Origin of the sequence: Lacisediminihabitans sp. (assembly GCF_043726815.1) — a bacterium.
Taxonomy (GTDB): domain Bacteria; phylum Actinomycetota; class Actinomycetes; order Actinomycetales; family Microbacteriaceae; genus Lacisediminihabitans.
The window spans coordinates 1-17,844 of sequence record NZ_JAYSJZ010000083.1 but is presented as its reverse complement, the minus strand read 5'-3'; the positions used below and the strand labels follow the sequence as shown (position 1 = coordinate 17,844).

The following is a 17,844-nucleotide window of genomic DNA, read 5'->3' as shown; positions in this document are numbered from 1 at the left end:
TAGGACACCGCCGGACTTCTTCGTACAGATGGCCACCCCGACACCGGGGTGGCCATCCTGCGTTAACCCACCAACCACACACTCACTACAGTTCAATAGAGATCGTTTAGCAGGGAGACATCGTGTCCGATTCAGGAGACCGCGGCAAGCGACCCGGGGAGAAGCCGGGCGGCAACCGCCCGGAAGCCGGGCGGCCCAACCGCGGCGGACCTGCCGGAGACCGGCCCAGGCGCGACGGCGACCGGCCGGCCGGCGCGGGCCGCGGTCGTCCGGAGGCGGACCTGAGCCGCAATCCGCGGGAGAACCGATCGGGTGATCGCCCGGGCTATCAGGGCCGGTCGCCCCGTGAGATCGAGGATCGCGACCCGTTCGGCACGAAGTCGGTGCGAACTCGTCACGACGATCCGGAGATTCCCGAGAGCGTTCAGCCCAAGGACCTGGATCGGGTCGCTCGTACCCAGCTCAAGACCCTGAGCAAGGAGAACGCCGACGGCGTCGCCCGCCATCTGGCGATGGTCGCGACCCTGATCGAATCCGACCCGGCGCTCGCCCACGCTCATGCCGTCTCGGCGGCGAGGCGGGCGGGACGCATCGCCGTCGTGCGCGAGACCCTCGCCATCACGGCCTATTCGATCGGGGACTTCGCCCTCGCGCTGAGGGAGCTGCGCACCTATCGCCGGATCTCCGGCAAGGACGACCAGTTGCCCCTGATGGTGGACAGCGAACGCGGTCTCGGCCGGCCGGACCGCGCGCTGGAACTCGGGCGTTCGGTGCCCCGCGAGACCCTTCCGGTCGATGTTCAGGTGCAGCTCGCGATAGCGATGTCCGGAGCGCGCCTGGACCTCGGCCAGACCGAGGCTGCTCTTGACGAGCTGAAGATCCCACAGCTCGACCCGGACAAGGCCTTCTCCTGGAGCCCGGCGCTGTTCGATGCCTACGCCGCAGTGCTCGAGGACCTCGGTCGCGAGGACGAGGCGGAGGAGTGGTGGCAGCGCTCCGACCGGGCGATGGAGGCGCTCGGCGCCGGTGACGGGGAGGACGATGTGATCGAGGTCGTCGAGGAGGACTTCGACGAGGACGTCGATGCCGCCGACGCGACCGGGACCGACGATGACACGCAGGGAGAGCACGCGGAGCCAGAGCGTGGCTGACGCGACGCCGCTCGACGGCGTCGATCTCCTGTTGGCCGACCTCGACGGCGTGGTCTACCAGGGCCCGGATGCCATCCCCTACGCCGTGGACGCCCTCAATCGTGCGGCCGAGCACCTGCGCGTGGGCTACATCACCAACAACGCGTCTCGCACCGCGGCCTCCGTTGCCTCTCATCTGACGTCGCTCGGTCTCGAGGTGTCGGCCAGCGACGTGGTCACCTCGCCCCAGGCGGCCGTGCGTCTGCTCGCGCAGCTGGTGCCGGCCGGATCCCGCATTCTCGTGGTCGGGGGAGAGGGACTCACGAGCGAGGTGTCCAAGGCCGGCTTCGTCGTGACCGACTCGGCGCTCGACTCGCCGGCTGCCGTGATTCAGGGCTTCGCCCCGGAGGTCGGCTGGACCCAGCTCGCCGAGGCCTCGTTCGCGCTGCACACCGGAATCCCGTGGGTGGCAACCAACACCGACTGGACGATACCCGTCGCGCGAGGAATCGCACCGGGAAACGGAACTCTGGTGTCCGCCGTGCATTCGGCGGTGGGCCGGCTCCCGGTGGTGGCAGGCAAGCCCGAGGTGGCGATCTTCGAGGAGGCGGTCACCCGGTTCGGCGCGACGAAGGCGCTCTTCCTCGGTGACCGGCTGGACACCGACATCCTCGGGGCGAACCGCGCCGGGATCGCCTCGGCCCTCGTGCTCACCGGCATCGACCGTGCCAAGCAGGTACTGGCCGCCGACAAGAACTCCCGCCCCACCTTCATCCTCGACGACCTCCGACAGCTCCACGAGCCGTACCCGGAGACGATCGAGACGACGCTCCCGACCGGGGACCGCAGCTTTCGGGTGGGCTCGGCCGAGGTGATCCTGAGCGGAAGCGTGCTGAGCATTCGGAGACCGGGAGACTCGCGTGTCGACCTGTTACGGGCGGGCGCCGCCGCGATCTGGGACTCCGGGCTGGCGATCTACGGACTCGACGTGCCCGCCGAACTTCATTCGGAGGGGTAGCGTTGAGTCATGCCTGACGAGAACTCGACAGTTTCCGGGGCGTCGGGAGGCGTCGATGATACCGACGCGCTGCTTTCGCGTCTGCGACTCATCGAAGACCAGCCCCTCGACCAGCGCGCCACCGCGTTCGCCCAGATCCACGACCGGCTGCAGCAGACCCTCGAGGGCGGGGACGCTCAGCAGCAGCATGGCTGAGGTGCGCCTCGACGCGGCCCTCGCCGAGCGCGGAATCGCGCGATCGAGAACCCAGGCCGCCCGGTTGATCGCCGACGGATCGGTCACGGTCGACGGTCAGACCGTGCTCAAGCCGTCTACCAAGGTCGACGAGTCCAGCGTGCTCGCGCTGACCGCGCTCGACCACTATGTGAGCCGCGCCGCCCACAAGCTGCTTGCCGCGCTCGACGAGTTCGGCATCGACGCGAGGGGTCGCGAGGCGCTCGACGTGGGAGCATCAACAGGCGGGTTCAGCCAGGTGCTGCTCGAGCGCGGCGCAACGAACGTGGTCGCCCTCGACGTGGGGCACGGCCAGCTCGATGCGATCGTGGCCCGGGACGCCCGCGTGACCGTGATCGAGGGATTCAACGCGCGAGACATGACCCCGCACTCGCTCGACGAGGCGGCCGGTCGGCACGTCGCGGCGAGTCTCGTCGTGGGAGACCTGTCATTCATCTCGCTGACCACGGTGCTCCCGGCCCTCAGCGCGACGGTCGGTCTCGAGGCGGATTACGTGCTCCTCATCAAGCCGCAGTTCGAGGTCGGTCGCACGGGAATCCGGGAGGGGATCGTGCACGAGCCCGGCCTGCGAGCCGACGCGATAGCCGGCGTGCTCTGGGCGGCCTGGGACCTCGGACTGTCGACAGCCGGACTCATCTCCTCACCAATACTCGGAGGCGCCGGCAATCAGGAGTATCTGGCTTGGCTGAGCGCGGAAGCCGGCACCAATCCGACAGAATGGAGTGACCGAGTCTCTGCCCTGTCTCGAACGAAGTGATTCCGACGGGTCGGAGTGACCGGGCCTCCGATCGACCGCACCATCGCCCGACGCACGAGGAGTAACCAAGTGGCTGCACGGTACATGCTGGTCGTCGCCCACACGGGGCGCCAGGACTCGCTCGACTCTGCGGTGAAGGTGAGCCGACAGCTCATTGCGGCCGGCGTGACTCCCGTCATCAAGCCGGACGAGTACGCCGACGTGCTCGCTCAGGCGCCGGACCTCACCGCGATCAAGGTGCTCGGCGACGCCATCGACATCGGCGACCTGGAGCTCGTGATCGTGCTCGGCGGCGACGGCACGATCCTGCGCGCGGCCGAACTCGCGCGAGGCTCGTCCGCGCCCCTTCTTGGCGTCAACCTGGGTCACGTCGGCTTCTTGGCGGAGAGCGAACGGGACAACCTCACCGAGACGGTTCGCCGTGCGCTCGCCCGCGACTACCTCGTGGAAGAGCGCATGACCCTGTCGGTGCGGGTGAAGGTGGAGTCCCAGGTGATCTACGAGACCTGGGCCCTCAACGAGGCGACAGTCGAGAAGGCCAGCCGGGAGCGGATGCTCGAGGTCGTGATCGAGGTCGACGGCCGACCGCTCTCCTCCTTCGGCTGCGACGGTGTGGTCATGTCGACGCCCACCGGATCGACCGCGTACGCCTTCTCCGCCGGCGGACCCGTCGTCTGGCCGAGCCTCGACGCCATGCTGCTCGTGCCCCTGAGCCCGCACGCCCTCTTCGGGCGCCCGCTGGTCGTTGGACCCGAGTCGGTCTTCGCCGTGGAGGTGCTTCAGCGCACCCAGGGCATCGGAGTGCTGTGGTGCGACGGGCGCCGCTCCAAGGACCTGCCGCCCGGCGCGCGCGTGATCGTGCGGCGATCCCCGGTGCCCGTGCGGCTCGCCCGCCTGCACCAGGGTCCGTTCACCGACCGTCTCGTCGGCAAGTTCAACCTTCCGACCAGCGGCTGGCGAGGTCCGGCAGACGGCGAAGGCGCGTCCCAGTGATCGAAGAGATCTCCATCCGCAACCTCGGCGTGATCGGCGAGGCCATCCTGCCGCTCGGCCCCGGGTTCACGGCCCTCACCGGGGAGACCGGCGCGGGCAAGACCATGGTCGTGACGGCGCTCGGCCTGCTGCTCGGCGACCGGTCGGACGGATCGGTTCTGCGTCAGGACGGCGGTTCGGCGGTAGTCGAGGGCCACTGGCAGATCGAGCCGGACGGGGCAGTGGCGGAGCGCGTGCGCGACGCCGGGGGCGATGTGGACGGTGGCGAACTCATCCTCGGCCGGTCCGTCTCCCAGGACGGCCGCAGCCGTGCCGTCGTCGGCGGTCGAGCGGCGCCGGTGGGAGTGCTCAACGAGATCGGCCAGCAGCTCGTGGTGGTGCACGGGCAGTCCGACCAGGTGCGGCTCCGCTCCGCCACGGCTCAGCGCGAGGCGCTCGACAGGTTCGCCGGCCAGACCCTCTCCGGGCTGCTCGCGGACTACCAGTCCACCTACCGTCGCTGGCAGTCGAACCAGGGTGAGCTCGATGTGCTCGTGGCCGAGCGGGATCGGCGGATGCTGGAGGCGGAGGAACTGCGGATCGCGATGGCCGAGATCGAGGAGGCCGACCCGAAGCCCGGTGAAGACGCCGAGCTCGCCGAACGAGCCGAGATCCTGACCAACCTGGAAGACCTCCGCCTCGCCGCCGGCCAGGCGCACGAACTCCTGTCGTCGGAGAGTCTCGACGAGCCGCGCGACGTGATTGGTCTGCTCGACACGGCCAGACGCCAGCTCGAGCGGGTGTCGAGCCATGACCCAGCGCTCGAGCCGATCGTCGAGGCCATCGCCAACGCGAGCTTCGTCATGGCGGACGTGTCCAGCCAGGTCTCCAGCTATCTCGGAGGACTCGACACCGATGGCGGCCGCGAGCTCGAGGCCGTGAACGAACGCCGGGCCGTGCTCGGTTCGCTCATCCGCAAATACGGTCCGACCCTCGACGACACCATCGACTACCTCGAGAGCGGAAGCACCCGCCTGCTCGAACTCGACCACGACGCCGACCGCATCGAGAGCCTGGCGGCGGAGGTCGCCGCCGGCCGCGAGCTCGTCGTCGACCTCGCCGCACGGCTGAGCGATGTGCGCCGGGAGGCAGCCGTTCGACTCTCCGAGCGGGTGACGGCCGAACTCGGTGCGCTCGCGATGCAGAACGCCCGGCTGGTGGTGGAGGTCACCGACCGCGAGGACTACGGGCTCACCGGCAAAGACACCGTGTCGATCCTGCTCGCCCCGCACCAGGGTGCCGAGCCGCGAGCGCTCGGCCGTGGCGCGTCCGGGGGAGAGCTCTCCCGCGTGATGCTCGCGATCGAGGTGGTGATCGCGGGCAGCGACCCGGTGCCGACCTTCATCTTCGACGAGGTGGATGCCGGGGTGGGCGGCGCGTCGGCGATCGAGGTCGGACGTCGCCTCGCCCGGCTCTCCCGCACCGCCCAGGTGATAGTCGTGACCCACCTCGCACAGGTCGCCGCCTTCTCCACCAATCACCTCCGGGTCGTGAAGGACAGCGACGGGGCGGTGACGGCGAGCAGCGTGCAGCAGCTCCACGGCGAGGAGCGGATCGCCGAGATGGCGCGGCTGCTCTCCGGGCTGCCCGACTCCGAGAGCGGCCTGGCTCACGCCCGCGAACTGCTCGACACGGCGCGCGCACTCGACAGCTGACGGATCGGCGTTCCGCCGCGGGCGAAACGGGCCTGTCGGTGGCCGAAAGTGGGCGAGGCCCGGTGATAGTCTGTAATCCCGTGGTGGTTAAACAGAGCGCGGACGTTACCAAACATATTTTCGTGACGGGTGGTGTCGTTTCGAGTCTCGGTAAGGGACTCACGGCAGCCAGTCTCGGCAACCTTCTCACCGCGCGGGGTCTCCGCGTGGTCATGCAGAAGCTAGACCCGTATCTCAACGTGGACCCGGGCACGATGAACCCGTTCCAGCACGGCGAGGTGTTCGTGACCGACGACGGCGCGGAGACCGACCTCGACATCGGGCACTACGAGCGCTTCCTCGACATCAACCTCAACCAGGCGGCCAACGTCACCACCGGCCAGATCTATTCCACGGTGATCGCCAAGGAGCGTCGGGGCGAGTACCTGGGCGACACCGTCCAGGTGATTCCGCACATCACCGACGAGATCAAGCGACGTATGCGCCTCCAGGCATCTGTCGAGGCTGGCGACGATCGGCCAGACGTGATCATCACCGAGGTCGGCGGCACCGTGGGCGACATCGAGTCCCAGCCCTTCCTCGAGGCGGCGCGCCAGGTGCGGCACGAGATCGGCCGTTCCAACTGCTTCTTCGTGCACGTCTCGCTCGTGCCCTACCTCAACGCGTCCGGCGAGCAGAAGACCAAGCCCACCCAGCATTCCGTCGCGGCCCTGCGGTCGATCGGTATCCAGCCGGATGCCATCGTGCTCCGCTCCGACCGGCCGGTGCCCGAATCGATGAACCGCAAGATCGCCCTGATGTGCGACGTGGATCCCGAGGCCGTGGTCAACGCGATCGACGTGCCGTCGATCTACGACATCCCGACCATGCTGCACGACCAGGGTCTCGACGGGTACATCATCGAGCACTTCGGACTCGAGGCGAACGACGTCGACTGGTCGGGCTGGAGCGACCTTCTCGCCGCGGTGCACGAGCCCAAGTTCGACGTGACCATCGGTCTCGTCGGCAAGTACATCGACCTGCCGGACGCGTACCTCTCGGTGACCGAGGCGTTGCGCGCCGGCGGCTTCGCGCAGCAGACCAAGGTCAACATCCGCTGGATCCCGTCCGACGAGTGCGAGACACCGGAGGGCGCCGCCCGCCTGCTCTCCGACGTCGACGGAATCTGCGTGCCCGGAGGATTCGGCGTGCGCGGCATCGAGGGCAAGCTCGGCGCCCTGCGGTTCGCGCGGGAGAACAACATCCCGGCGCTCGGACTGTGCCTCGGCCTGCAGTGCATGGTGATCGAGTACGCCCGCAACGTCGTGGGCCTCGAGGGGGCGTCGTCGTCGGAGTTCGACCCGGAGACCGAGTTTCCGGTGATCGCCACGATGGCGGAGCAGGTGGACATCATCGCCGGGGGCGACCTCGGCGGCACCATGCGACTCGGGCTCTACCCGGCCGATCTTGCCGACGGCTCGATCGTGGCCGGTGTCTACGGTGCCGCGCAGGTGTCCGAGCGGCATCGGCACCGCTACGAGGTGAACAACGCCTACCGCGGCCGGATTTCCGACGCCGGGCTCTGGTTCTCCGGAGTATCGCCGGATGGGCATCTCGTGGAGTTCGTGGAGCTGCCGAGCGACGTGCACCCGTACTACGTGGGAACGCAGGCGCACCCGGAGCTGCGTTCGCGCCCCAACCGCGCCCACCCGCTGTTCAAGGGACTCGTCGGGGCGGCGCGCGAACGCCAGGAGGCAAGCCGCCTGTTCCCGGTCACGGACGCCTGAGCGAACCATGAACGGCGAACTGGTCGACGAACCGTACCCCGTCGCGATCACCTCGAGCGCGGTGGTCTTTGAGGGCCGGGTGTGGAACGTGCGCCATGAGACCTTTGCCTACGGCGACGACGTCATCGCCCGGGACTACATCGACCACACCGGCGCGGTGGCGGTGCTCGCCCTGGACGAGCGCGGCCGGGTGCTCCTGATCAAGCAGTACCGGCATCCGATCGGTGCCCGCGACTGGGAGATCCCCGCCGGCCTGCTCGATCTCGACGGCGAATCGCCCGTCACGGCCGCGCAACGGGAACTCGCCGAAGAGGTGGATCTCGTGGCCGAGCGGTGGGACCTGCTCTGCGACTTCGCGACCTCTCCCGGCGGGAGCAACGAGGCGATCCGTGTGTATCTCGCCCGCGGCGTGAGCGATGCGCCGCACGCGTTCGAGCGCGAGGACGAGGAGGCCGACCTCGAGAAGAGGTGGGTAGACCTCGAGGAGGTGGTGGATGCCGTGCTGAACCGCCGCGTGGCGAACTCGATCCTGTCCTTCGCGGTGCTCGCCGCGCATGCCGCCCGCGAGCGCGGCTGGTCGACCCTCGGCGACGCCGAGTCGCCGTGGCCGCGGCATCCGAAATTCTCGCCCGGTGACTAGCGAGCCCCCGACGGCGCTCGACCGAGCGCTCGACCGGTACCTCAGGCACGTCTCGATCGAGCGCGGCCTGTCGGCCAACACCGTCGCTGCCTACCGCCGCGACCTCGCCAGCTATCTCGGCTCGCTCCGCGCCCGCGGGGTCACGACCCCGGAGGGCGTCGCCGAGGCCGATGTCTCGGCCTTCGCGCAGCAACTGCGCACCCGGCCCGACTCGCCGCTCACCGCCTCGTCGATGGCGCGGATGCTGTCTTCGGTGCGGGGCTTCCACCGGTTCCTGCTCGAGGAGCGGCTCGTGCCGGAGGATGTCGCCTCCGACGTGAAGCCGCCCAAGCTCGCGAGTCGGCTGCCGAAGGCGATCACCATCGAGCAGATGGCTGCCGTGCTCGACGCGGCCGGCGGCGACGACATCCAGTCCCTGCGCGACAAGGCGCTGCTGGAGCTGCTGTACGCGACCGGCGCGCGCATCTCCGAGGCGGTCGACCTCAACGTGGACGACGTGCTGGGCGTGGAGGAGGGCAGCGCGGATGTCGTGCGGCTGTTCGGTAAGGGCGGAAAGCAGCGCATCGTGCCCCTCGGCAGCTACGCGCGGGCGGCGATCGACGCGTACCTCGTGCGGGCCAGGCCCATCCTGTCCGTGCGCGGCCCATCCACGCCGGCGCTGTTCCTCGGGCTGCGGGGCCAGCGGGTGTCCCGGCAGAACGCGTGGCTGATCATCCGTGCCCGGGCGGAGCAGGCGAAGCTCGGCATCGAGATCTCGCCACACACCTTCCGTCACTCCTTCGCCACCCATCTCCTCGCGGGTGGCGCGGACGTGCGGGTCGTGCAGGAACTCCTCGGACACTCCTCGGTGGCGACGACCCAGATCTACACGCTCGTGACCGCGGACACGCTGCGGGACATGTACACGACGGCGCATCCGCGGGCACGCTGACCGGGCATCCGACTGGGTACGGGGCCGGGAGATTTGCTCGCGGCGGGGGTTGTGACGGCTCTCGGCGGGGAAACCGCGTCGCGGAGGGAGTCCTAACCCCCGCCGCCGGACGTTATCTCCCGCCACCACGGGCTGCTGGCAGGTGACGGGCCCCGGCGATCCGGCGGCGCGCGCGGGTCGCGGCGGGCATCCCCACTCGCTTCGGTAGAATCGAGGCAATCGGCAGCGGCCGGCGACCAAGGGTAAGGAATGTCGGGATGACAGCGAAGCGCAACGAAACGGCCGAACAGCTCACCGGTTTCGAACTCGCTCCGAATGGCCCGACCGGCCGACCCCGCACCGTCTTCGCGGTTCCCGCCCCGCTCAAGGGCCACGGCCCGGCCCGCATCATCTCCCTCTGCAACCAGAAGGGCGGCGTCGGCAAGACGACCACGGCGATCAGCCTCGGTGCCTCCCTCGCCGACTACGGACGCCGCGTGCTCGCCGTGGACTTCGACCCGCAGGGCGCCCTCTCCGCCGGCCTCGGCATCGCGTCCCACGACGTCCCGAACATCTACGACCTCATGCTGGGCACGGTCAAGGACGCCCACCAGGCTATCCAGCAGACGGCCACGCCGAACCTGGACGTGATCCCCGCGAACATCGACCTCTCGGCCGCGGAGGTGCACCTCGTGAACGAGGTGGCCCGCGAACAGATTCTGGCCCGGGTGCTCCGCCAGGTGAAGGACGACTACGACGTCATCCTGATCGACTGCCAACCTTCCCTCGGCCTGCTCACGGTCAACGCGCTCACCGCGGCGCACGGCGTGCTCATCCCGCTCGAGTGCGAGTTCTTCGCCCTGCGCGGAGTGGCGCTGCTCGTGGAGACGATCGACAAGGTCAAGGACCGGCTCAACCCGGCCCTCGAGTTGGACGGCATCCTTGCCACCATGTACGACTCCCGCACCCTGCACTCGCGCGAGGTGCTCGAGCGCGTCGTCGAGACCTTCGGCGACAAGGTGTTCGAGACCGTGATCGGCCGAACCGTGAAGTTTCCGGATGCGAGCGTCGCCGGGGCGCCCATCACCCAGTTCGCCCCTGACCACCAGGCGGCGGAGGCCTACCGCCAGCTGGCCAGAGAGTTGATCACCCGTGGCGCAATCGCCTAGCTCCGACGCGCTCGAGGAGGTCGCGGCCTCCGGATTCTCGGTGCGGCTCACCAACTTCAACGGACCGTTCGACCTCCTGCTCTCGCTCATCGCGAAGCACGAGATGGATGTCACCGAGATCTCGCTGAGCATCGTCACCACCGAATTCATCGCCTACCTCCGCGAGCTCGACTCGGTGGAGGAGCTCGACCAGGCGAGCGAGTTCCTCGTCGTGGCGGCCACGCTGCTCGACCTCAAGGTGGCCGGGCTGCTTCCCCAGGGCGAACTGGTGGATGCCGAGGACGTGGCGCTTCTCGAGGCCCGCGACCTGCTCTTTGCCCGACTGCTGCAATACCGGGCCTTCAAGGAGGTGACGGCGTGGTTCTCCACCGCGCTCGAGACCGAGGCGACCAGGCACGTGCGATCCGTCCGCCTCGAGGAGAAGTACCGCAAGCAGACGCCGGAGCTCGTCTGGACGCTGAGCCCCGACGACTTCGCGGCCCTCGCCGCCCTCGCCCTCGCGCCGCGCGAACTGCCGACTGTTGGGCTCGACCACCTGCACGCGCCCCTCGTCAGCATCCGGGAGCAGGCGGCCTACGTCGTGGCCCTGTTGCGCGGGGGAGTGCCGATGACCTTTCGCCAGCTCATCGCCGGGGCCGACCTCACCGGGGTGATCGTCGCACGCTTTCTCGCCATCCTCGAGCTGTACCGCGGCACCACGATTTCGTTCGACCAGCTGGAACCGCTGGGCGAACTGACCATCCAGTGGACCGCCGAGCAATGGTCGGAAGAAAGCCTGGCTAGTTTGGGAGCCGACTATGACAATTGACCTTATCGACGGGACCGAGGCCGACGCCCCCGCGACCACGATCGACCTGGAGCGGGCCCTCGAGGCGATCCTCATGGTGGCGGACGAGCCGCAGAGCCTCGTGAGCCTCGCGACCTCTCTCGGTGCGCCGGTCGCCGCGGTGCGGCAGTCCATCGACCGGCTCGTCGCCGACTTCGACGGCGTCGACGGCGGTGTTCGACGCGGTTTCGAGCTGCGCGAGGTGGGCGGCGGCTGGCGCATCTACGTGCGCGGGGACTACGACGACGTCGTGCGCGACTTCGTGCTCACCCAGAACCCGTCCCGGCTGTCGCAGGCGGCGCTCGAGACGCTCGCCGTGATCGCCTACAAGCAGCCCATCAGCCGGGGCGCGATCGCCTCGATCCGTGCCGTCAACGTCGATTCCGTCGTGCGCACCCTCCTCGGCCGCGGTCTCATCACCGAGGCCTTCACCGACAGCGAGACCGGAGCCATCCACTATGCAACCACCGACGTGCTGCTGAGCCAGCTCGGGGTCAACTCCCTCGACGAGCTGCCCCAGATCTCGCCCCTGCTCTCCGACGGATCGAACGGATTCGACGATGTCGCCTGACGCCGGGCGCGAGGCCGCCGACGACGGGGTGCGCCTGCAGAAGCTGATGGCCGCGGCCGGGGTCGCGTCCCGGCGCGTTTCCGAGAACATGATCGAGGCCGGCCGGGTGCAGGTGAACGGCGAGGTGGTGACCGAACTCGGTCGCCGGGTGCAGGAGACCGACCTGGTCTCGGTGGATGGCGTGGCCATCCAACTCGACACCTCGCGGCGCTACCTCATGCTCAACAAGCCGGTGGGCATCGTCAGCTCGCTGCAGGACGACCGCGGCCGGCCGGACCTGCAGCGGTTCGTTTCGCGCTACGACGAGCGGCTGTTCAACGTGGGCCGACTCGACGCGCAGACCTCTGGCCTGCTCATCCTCACCAACGACGGAGAGCTGGCCCACGTGCTCGCGCATCCATCGTTCGGCGTGCTCAAGACCTACATCGCCAAGGTGGAGGGACGCGTCTCTCCGCAGACGATCGGCAGGCTCACCACCGGCGTCGACCTCGAGGACGGCCCGATCGCCGCCGACAAGGCCCGCATCATCGGGCAGGCCGGCGCGAGCGAGACCGTGGTGGAGATCACCCTGCACTCCGGACGCAACCGCATCGTGCGCCGGATGCTCGAGGCGGTCGGCCACCCGGTGATCGACCTCGTGCGCCGCCAGTTCGGCCCCCTGCACCTCGGCACGCTCGCGCCCGGGGAGATCCGCGATCTCACCAAGGCGGAACTCGGCGCCCTCCTCACGATCTCCCGCGACGCGACGAGCGCGGATGCCGACGCCGCCGGTCCCGCTGCCTCCGCGACAGAGGCGGACTAGCGTGGGGGTGCGGGCTATCCGCGGCGCCATCCAAGTGGATCGGGACGACCGGGACGAGGTGCTGCGGGCGACCGCGGAACTGCTGGCCAAGTCGCTGCACGCGAACGAGATCGATACCGAGGCGCTCATCTCGGTGATGTTCACGGCGACCCCGGACATCACGAGCGAGTTCCCTGCCCTGGCCGCGCGAGAGTTGGGCCTCGGCGACGTGCCCCTCATGTGCGCGGTGGAGATGAACGTCGTGGGCTCGATGCCCCGTGTGATCCGGCTGATGGCGCTCGTGGAGAGCGATACGCCGAGGCGCTACATCCAGCACACTTATCTTCGCGGGGCAGTCCAGCTTCGCCTCGACCTTGCCCAGTAGGTGGTGGACGTGAACAGTCGGATCGTCGGTGAAGTGCGCGTCGTGGGTGCCGGCCTGCTCGGCGCGAGCGTCGGTCTCGGCCTGCGCGCCAAGGGTGTCGACGTGATCGTGCACGACGCGTCCCCGGCAAACCTGCGCCTGGCCATCGACTACGGAGCGGGTCGCCCGGCGCGCGACACCGACAACCCCACCCTCATCGTGGTGGCCGTGCCCCCGGATGTGACCGCCGCCGTGATCGCCGCCGAACTCGCCGCCTTTCCGGACGCCCTCGTCACCGACGTCGCGAGCGTGAAGGCGGCACCGCTTGCCGAGTTGCTGGCGACCGGTGCCGATGTCGGCCGCTACATCGGGTCTCACCCGCTCGCCGGCCGGGAGCGCGGGGGCGCGATCTCCGCACGGGCCGACCTGTTCATCGGCCGGCCGTGGGTGATCACCCCGCACGGCCCGACTCCGTTCGGCGAGGTGGGAGTGATCGAGGACCTCGTGCTCGACCTCGGCGCCGTGCCGGTGACCATGACCGCCGAACAGCACGACTCGTCCGTCGCCCTCGTCTCGCACGTGCCCCAGGTGATCGCGTCCCTGCTCGCGGCCAGGCTCAATTCGGCGCCCGAGTCGGCGCTGTCCCTCGCCGGCCAGGGACTTCGCGACACGACCCGGATCGCGTCGAGCGACCCGGAGCTGTGGGTGCAGATCCTGGGGGCGAACTCGGCCGAGGTCGTCCGCATCCTGCACGCCTACCGCGAGGACCTCGACGCGATCGTCTCGGCACTCGAGGCGCCGGATGTCGCGGGAGCGCGCCGGGCCGTGGCCGAGTCGCTCGCCGCCGGCAACTCCGGGGTGTCCCGCATCCCGGGCAAGCACGGCCAGGATCGTCGCTTCGGCCAGCTCGTGGTGATGGTGGACGACAAGCCGGGCGAGCTCGCCCGCCTGCTCACCGAGATCGGCCAGGCCGGAGTGAACATGGAAGACCTCAGACTGGAGCATTCGCCCGGCGCACAGATCGGGCTCGCCGAGATCTCGGTGCTCACCGAGGTGGAGGAACGACTCGCCGCGGAGCTCGAGGCCGGCGGCTGGAAGATTGCGGGGGCGTGGAAGTGACGGGAATTGAAGACGCACGAACAATCGTGGCCGTCGACGGCCCGGCGGGCAGCGGCAAGTCCAGCGTGAGCCGGGCGGCCGCCCGCGAACTCGGCTTCGACTACCAGGACAGCGGCGCCGCGTACCGCGCGCTGGCCTGGAACGCGCTCGAGCACGGAGTCGACACCGAGGACGCGGATGCGGTGCTGGCCTCACTCGACTCCTTCGACTATCGCATCGGCACCGACCCGGACGATTACTTCGTGCGAGTCGGCGGAACGGATGTGACCCAGGCCATTCGCGAACCCCGCGTCACCGGCGTGGTGAGCGCCATCGCCCGCATCCCCGCGGTGCGCGCGCGCCTCGTCGAACTCTTCCGGCGGGTGATCGAGGCGAGCGATCGCCCGGGCATCATCACCGAGGGGCGGGACATCACCACCGTCGTCGCTCCGGACGCCGATGTGCGGATTCTGCTCACGGCATCCGAAGAAGCTAGAATGGCGAGGCGGTCGGCTGAAACACCGGAGCACTCGGCCAGAGCCGTCGCCGAGCAACTCAGTTCACGCGATGCCCAGGATTCCCGGGTTGTCGACTTCATGAACGCCGCAGATGGTGTGACCACCATCGATTCCACCAATCTCGACTTCGACCAGACCGTCTCGGCGGTCGTGGACCTAGTGCGCACATCGCGGGTCGAGTAGCACGACGCGAACCGTCGGGCGCATCGAGACCTCATAAGGAAAAGCCCCATGCCAGACAACAACGACCAAGAGCACGACGAGTACGGCGACCTCGACCCCAAGCTGAGCGAGAAGATCGCCGAGCTGGACGAGTCGGACGCGCTGATGCGCGCCAACGCCCTCCGTGCCGGCCTCGAGGACTACGACCTCAACGAGGAAGACCTCGACATTCTCGAGACCGCGACCGACGACCCGGACGCCATCGTCTACCTCCCGGCGTTGCCCGTGCTCGCCATCGTCGGCCGCCCGAACGTGGGCAAGTCGGCGCTCGTCAACCGCATCCTCGGGCGCCGAGAGGCCGTCGTTCAGGACACCCCCGGTGTCACGCGCGACCGGGTGGCCTACAAGGCCGAACACGGCGTGCGCCGCTTCACCCTGATGGACACCGGCGGATGGGAGCCGGACGCCAAGGGGATCAACGCCTCCGTCGCGGCGCAGGCCGAGATCGCGGTCGAACTCGCCGATGCCGTGCTCTTCATCGTCGACGCCAACGTCGGCGCGACCTCCACCGACGAGCACGTGGTGCGCATGCTGCGCGCCACCAAGAAGCCGGTGATTCTCGTGGCCAACAAGGTGGATGACGCCCGCCAGGAGCCGGAGGCCGCCGGTCTCTGGAGCCTCGGCCTCGGCCAGCCCTGGCCCGTCTCGGCACTTCACGGCAGGGGAGTGGCCGACCTGCTCGACCACGTGCTCACCGTGCTGCCCGAGGTGTCCACCGTGGCGAAGGAAGAGGTGGGCGGCCCGCGTCGCGTCGCCATCCTCGGCCGCCCGAACGTGGGCAAGTCGAGCCTGCTCAACAAGGCGGTCGGCGAGGAGCGGGTCGTCGTGAACGAGCTCGCCGGAACCACGCGCGACCCGGTCGACGAGCAGGTCGAGCTCGGCGGCAAGGTCTGGCGCTTCGTCGACACCGCCGGCATCCGTCGTCGCATGAACCTCGCCCAGGGCGCCGACTTCTACGCCTCGCTGCGCACGAGCGCCGCCCTCGAGAAGGCCGAAGTAGCCGTGGTGGTGCTCGACGTGAGTGACGTCATCAGCGAGCAGGACGTGCGCATCATCGACCTCGTGCTCGAGTCGGGCCGCGCCCTCGTGCTCGCCTTCAACAAGTGGGACCTGCTGGACGACGACCGTCGCCGGTACCTCGAGCGGGAGATCGAACAGGACCTCGCCCACGTGGCCTGGGCCCCGCGCGTGAACATCTCCGCACGCACCGGTCGCCACCTGGAAAAGCTCGTGCCGGCGCTGGAGCTCGCGCTCAAGTCCTGGGACACCCGCATCCCCACCGGCAAGTTCAACGCCCTGGTCGCCGAGCTCGCGTCCGAGCATCCGCACCCCGTGCGTGGCGGCAAGCAGCCCCGCATCCTGTTCGGAACCCAGGCGGCCACACGGCCGCCGACGTTCGTGCTCTTCACGACCGGATTCCTCGACCCGGGCTACCGTCGTTTCATCACCCGGCGCCTGCGCGAGATCTTCGGTTTCGAGGGAAGCCCGATCAACGTCAACATGCGGGTGCGCGAGCGTCGCAAGCGCACGTAGCGAGTGGCCGGCGTCGTTCGGCGCAAATGTGCCTGCGCGGCGCCTCGAGGGGCGCATGCTTAAGAGGTGAGCAACGACATCCCTCCGCCCCTGCCGCCCTACGGCGTGCGTGACTCGGGCGACGCCTGGGTTCAGGGCCCCGACGGCGAGAAGTTCTGGGGCCGCTTCGGCGCGGCCGGCCTGCTGGTCTGGCACCGCTCCCTCGGCGTGCTGCTGCAGCACCGGGTGGGCTGGAGTCACTTCGGAGGCACCTGGGGCCTGCCGGGCGGCGCGCGCAAGGCGGGGGAGTCGGCGGTGGATGGCGCGCTGCGGGAGGCCGCCGAAGAGGCGACGGTGCCGCCCGAGTTGCTGCGCATCCTGCACACCTCCGTTCTCGACCTCGGCTATTGGTCGTACACGACGGTCGTCGCAGAGGCTATCGAGGAGTTCGAGCCGGTGATCGCCGACGCGGAGAGTGCCGAGCTGCGCTGGGTGCTGGTGGACGAGGTCACCGAGCTGAGCCTGCATCCCGGGTTCGCCGCGGCGTGGCCCGACCTGCGCGCGTTTCTCGACTAGCGGCGGTAGCTCGCGAGAGTCTTCTCGATCGCCTCGTCGATCGGCGTCGCGGTGATCCCCAGACGGGTGATCTTCGTGCTGTCGACCACGAAGTCCTCCTCGAACTCGTAGGTCATCTCCACGACCTCGCGAATCGTGCGGTTGGCGAGTCCGAGCATGCGCAGTGCCACCTTCGGGATGCTGCCCACCTTGCCCGTTGTTCCGGCGAGCCGGTAGGCCGTCTCGATCATGCGGCGCGTCGACTGCGGATGCGGATCGTTGGGCAGGTGCCACACCTCGCCCTCCGCCTCGGGCGTGAGGGCGAGAGTCGCGAGCCCCTCGCCGATGTCCGGGATGAACGTGTAGCTGTGCAGCCTGTCCGGGTCGCCGATCACGCTTACGTTCTTGCCCTCGAGCACGCGGGGGAACACCCGGTCGCCGAGCGGCGAGGACTCCCCGCCGCCGGGACCGAAGTAGTCGGATGCCCGCCCGCTGACCACCCGCACCCGGCCCTCGGCGCGCGCCCTCCACAGCGTGTCCGCCATCCGTTTGCGTACCTCGCCCTTGCGGGTATGCGGATTCTCCGGGGTGAGTTCGGTGAGCGGTTCATCGTCGGGACGGCCGTAGGAGTACAGGTTGTCCATGTTCACGAAGAGGGCACCATTAGTCGCTGCCGCCGCCAGCACACTCGCCTGGAGGGCGGGAAAGTCCTGCGCCCACAGATAGTAGGGCGGGTTGAGGATCTGATAGACCGCCGCTGCCCCGACCGACACGGATCGGGTGAACTCGTGGTTCATGGCGTCCCCGCCCACGACCTCCACGCCATCCGGCACGCTCGCCCGGCCCGATCGATTGACCATGCGCACGCTCTGGCCGCGGTTCACCAGGGCGTGCATCGTGGCGCGCCCCACCGGGCCGGTGCCGAAGATCACATGCTCGGGTGTCATGATTCGGCCTGGGTTTAGTTCCGTCTTTTGATCAAGGATGGGCGAATTCAGGTGGTGGTCGCAACACTGGTTTGATTTGACTGGTTCGAGAGTATCTCGCTGAGGACTTCTGCGGGGGTGCGGTAGCCGTGACGTTTCC

The 17,844-nt window shown here is 69.0% G+C and carries 19 protein-coding genes; 18 read left to right on the top strand and 1 reads right to left on the bottom strand.

Translation table 11 applies throughout. The annotated features are described in order from the left end of the window. The first annotated feature begins 122 nt into the window (after nucleotides 1-122). The 18 genes from ACHZD8_RS13080 to ACHZD8_RS12995 all read left to right on the top strand — a co-directional run bounded on the left by ACHZD8_RS13080 (nucleotide 123) and on the right by ACHZD8_RS12995 (nucleotide 16,779). Nucleotides 123-1,151 carry a hypothetical protein gene (locus tag ACHZD8_RS13080; RefSeq protein WP_394770865.1) on the top strand — a complete coding sequence of 343 codons (1,029 nt, stop codon included), beginning with the start codon at nucleotides 123-125 and terminating at the stop codon, nucleotides 1,149-1,151. Then, a complete protein-coding gene (locus ACHZD8_RS13075; protein ID WP_394770864.1) occupies nucleotides 1,111-2,148 on the top strand; it encodes an HAD-IIA family hydrolase in 1,038 nt (345 codons plus the stop codon). Before ACHZD8_RS13080 ends, ACHZD8_RS13075 begins: the two co-directional genes overlap by 41 nt. A 9-nt stretch (nucleotides 2,149-2,157) precedes the next feature. Further along, entirely contained in the window at nucleotides 2,158-2,343 is a 186-nt protein-coding gene (locus tag ACHZD8_RS13070) for a hypothetical protein (RefSeq protein ID WP_394770863.1), read from the top strand. Further along, a complete protein-coding gene (locus ACHZD8_RS13065; RefSeq protein ID WP_394770862.1) occupies nucleotides 2,336-3,139 on the top strand; it encodes a TlyA family RNA methyltransferase in 804 nt (267 codons plus the stop codon). Before ACHZD8_RS13070 ends, ACHZD8_RS13065 begins: the two co-directional genes overlap by 8 nt. A gap of 84 nt (nucleotides 3,140-3,223) precedes the next feature. Next, nucleotides 3,224-4,132, top strand: coding sequence for an NAD kinase (locus ACHZD8_RS13060; protein WP_394770866.1), 909 nt, complete (start codon nucleotides 3,224-3,226; stop codon nucleotides 4,130-4,132). After that, nucleotides 4,129-5,826, top strand: coding sequence for a DNA repair protein RecN (recN, locus tag ACHZD8_RS13055; protein WP_394770861.1), 1,698 nt, complete (start codon nucleotides 4,129-4,131; stop codon nucleotides 5,824-5,826). The genes ACHZD8_RS13060 and recN overlap by 4 nt, the downstream gene beginning before the upstream one ends. 122 nt (nucleotides 5,827-5,948) lie before the next feature. After that, a complete protein-coding gene (locus tag ACHZD8_RS13050; RefSeq protein ID WP_394770860.1) occupies nucleotides 5,949-7,592 on the top strand; it encodes a CTP synthase in 1,644 nt (547 codons plus the stop codon). A 7-nt stretch (nucleotides 7,593-7,599) separates the two neighbouring features. Beyond that, complete coding sequence (locus ACHZD8_RS13045; RefSeq protein WP_394770859.1) at nucleotides 7,600-8,232, top strand: NUDIX domain-containing protein; 633 nt, start codon at nucleotides 7,600-7,602, stop codon at nucleotides 8,230-8,232. Continuing rightward, nucleotides 8,147-9,163 (top strand): site-specific tyrosine recombinase XerD, encoded by a 1,017-nt coding sequence (gene xerD, locus ACHZD8_RS13040; RefSeq protein WP_394770858.1) that lies wholly within the window; start codon nucleotides 8,147-8,149, stop codon nucleotides 9,161-9,163. Before ACHZD8_RS13045 ends, xerD begins: the two co-directional genes overlap by 86 nt. 257 nt (nucleotides 9,164-9,420) lie before the next feature. Next, on the top strand, nucleotides 9,421-10,311 hold the full coding sequence (locus ACHZD8_RS13035) for a ParA family protein (RefSeq protein ID WP_394770857.1): 891 nt from the start codon (nucleotides 9,421-9,423) through the stop codon (nucleotides 10,309-10,311). Then, entirely contained in the window at nucleotides 10,295-11,119 is an 825-nt protein-coding gene (locus ACHZD8_RS13030; protein ID WP_394770856.1) for a segregation and condensation protein A, read from the top strand. Before ACHZD8_RS13035 ends, ACHZD8_RS13030 begins: the two co-directional genes overlap by 17 nt. After that, entirely contained in the window at nucleotides 11,109-11,708 is a 600-nt protein-coding gene (scpB, locus tag ACHZD8_RS13025) for an SMC-Scp complex subunit ScpB (protein WP_394770855.1), read from the top strand. The genes ACHZD8_RS13030 and scpB overlap by 11 nt, the downstream gene beginning before the upstream one ends. Beyond that, on the top strand, nucleotides 11,698-12,510 hold the full coding sequence (locus ACHZD8_RS13020) for a pseudouridine synthase (RefSeq protein WP_394770854.1): 813 nt from the start codon (nucleotides 11,698-11,700) through the stop codon (nucleotides 12,508-12,510). Before scpB ends, ACHZD8_RS13020 begins: the two co-directional genes overlap by 11 nt. 1 nt (nucleotide 12,511) lies before the next feature. Continuing rightward, the gene (aroH, locus tag ACHZD8_RS13015) at nucleotides 12,512-12,874 is read left to right on the top strand and encodes a chorismate mutase (protein WP_394770853.1); all 363 of its coding nucleotides are present in this window, start codon (nucleotides 12,512-12,514) and stop codon (nucleotides 12,872-12,874) included. Further along, entirely contained in the window at nucleotides 12,875-13,972 is a 1,098-nt protein-coding gene (locus ACHZD8_RS13010; protein WP_394770852.1) for a prephenate dehydrogenase, read from the top strand. Further along, nucleotides 13,969-14,652 (top strand): (d)CMP kinase, encoded by a 684-nt coding sequence (cmk, locus tag ACHZD8_RS13005; protein WP_394770851.1) that lies wholly within the window; start codon nucleotides 13,969-13,971, stop codon nucleotides 14,650-14,652. Before ACHZD8_RS13010 ends, cmk begins: the two co-directional genes overlap by 4 nt. 48 nt (nucleotides 14,653-14,700) lie before the next feature. Further along, the gene (der, locus tag ACHZD8_RS13000) at nucleotides 14,701-16,224 is read left to right on the top strand and encodes a ribosome biogenesis GTPase Der (RefSeq protein ID WP_394770850.1); all 1,524 of its coding nucleotides are present in this window, start codon (nucleotides 14,701-14,703) and stop codon (nucleotides 16,222-16,224) included. A 66-nt stretch (nucleotides 16,225-16,290) separates the two neighbouring features. Further along, nucleotides 16,291-16,779: an NUDIX domain-containing protein gene (locus ACHZD8_RS12995; protein WP_394770849.1), complete on the top strand. Its 489-nt coding sequence runs from the start codon at nucleotides 16,291-16,293 to the stop codon at nucleotides 16,777-16,779. Here ACHZD8_RS12995 and ACHZD8_RS12990 read toward each other — a convergent pair. Then, nucleotides 16,776-17,705: an NAD-dependent epimerase/dehydratase family protein gene (locus ACHZD8_RS12990; protein ID WP_394770848.1), complete on the bottom strand. Its 930-nt coding sequence runs from the start codon at nucleotides 17,703-17,705 to the stop codon at nucleotides 16,776-16,778. The two genes, ACHZD8_RS12995 and ACHZD8_RS12990, sit on opposite strands and share 4 nt — an antisense overlap. Nucleotides 17,706-17,844 lie beyond the last annotated feature (139 nt).

What these genes read in the sequence shown, in the direction of transcription:
- xerD (WP_394770858.1), top strand. Translation starts at nt 8,147, where the DNA reads ATGCCGCCCGCGAGCGCGGCTGGTCGACCCTCGGCGACGCCGAGTCGC.
- der (WP_394770850.1), top strand. Translation starts at nt 14,701, where the DNA reads ATGCCAGACAACAACGACCAAGAGCACGACGAGTACGGCGACCTCGAC.
- scpB (WP_394770855.1), top strand. Translation starts at nt 11,109, where the DNA reads ATGACAATTGACCTTATCGACGGGACCGAGGCCGACGCCCCCGCGACC.
- ACHZD8_RS13075 (WP_394770864.1), top strand. Translation starts at nt 1,111, where the DNA reads ATGACACGCAGGGAGAGCACGCGGAGCCAGAGCGTGGCTGACGCGACG.
- ACHZD8_RS13045 (WP_394770859.1), top strand. Translation starts at nt 7,600, where the DNA reads ATGAACGGCGAACTGGTCGACGAACCGTACCCCGTCGCGATCACCTCG.
- ACHZD8_RS13060 (WP_394770866.1), top strand. Translation starts at nt 3,224, where the DNA reads ATGCTGGTCGTCGCCCACACGGGGCGCCAGGACTCGCTCGACTCTGCG.
- ACHZD8_RS12990 (WP_394770848.1), bottom strand. Translation starts at nt 17,705, where the DNA reads ATGACACCCGAGCATGTGATCTTCGGCACCGGCCCGGTGGGGCGCGCC.
- ACHZD8_RS13065 (WP_394770862.1), top strand. Translation starts at nt 2,336, where the DNA reads ATGGCTGAGGTGCGCCTCGACGCGGCCCTCGCCGAGCGCGGAATCGCG.
- ACHZD8_RS13020 (WP_394770854.1), top strand. Translation starts at nt 11,698, where the DNA reads ATGTCGCCTGACGCCGGGCGCGAGGCCGCCGACGACGGGGTGCGCCTG.
- ACHZD8_RS13035 (WP_394770857.1), top strand. Translation starts at nt 9,421, where the DNA reads ATGACAGCGAAGCGCAACGAAACGGCCGAACAGCTCACCGGTTTCGAA.
- ACHZD8_RS13070 (WP_394770863.1), top strand. Translation starts at nt 2,158, where the DNA reads ATGCCTGACGAGAACTCGACAGTTTCCGGGGCGTCGGGAGGCGTCGAT.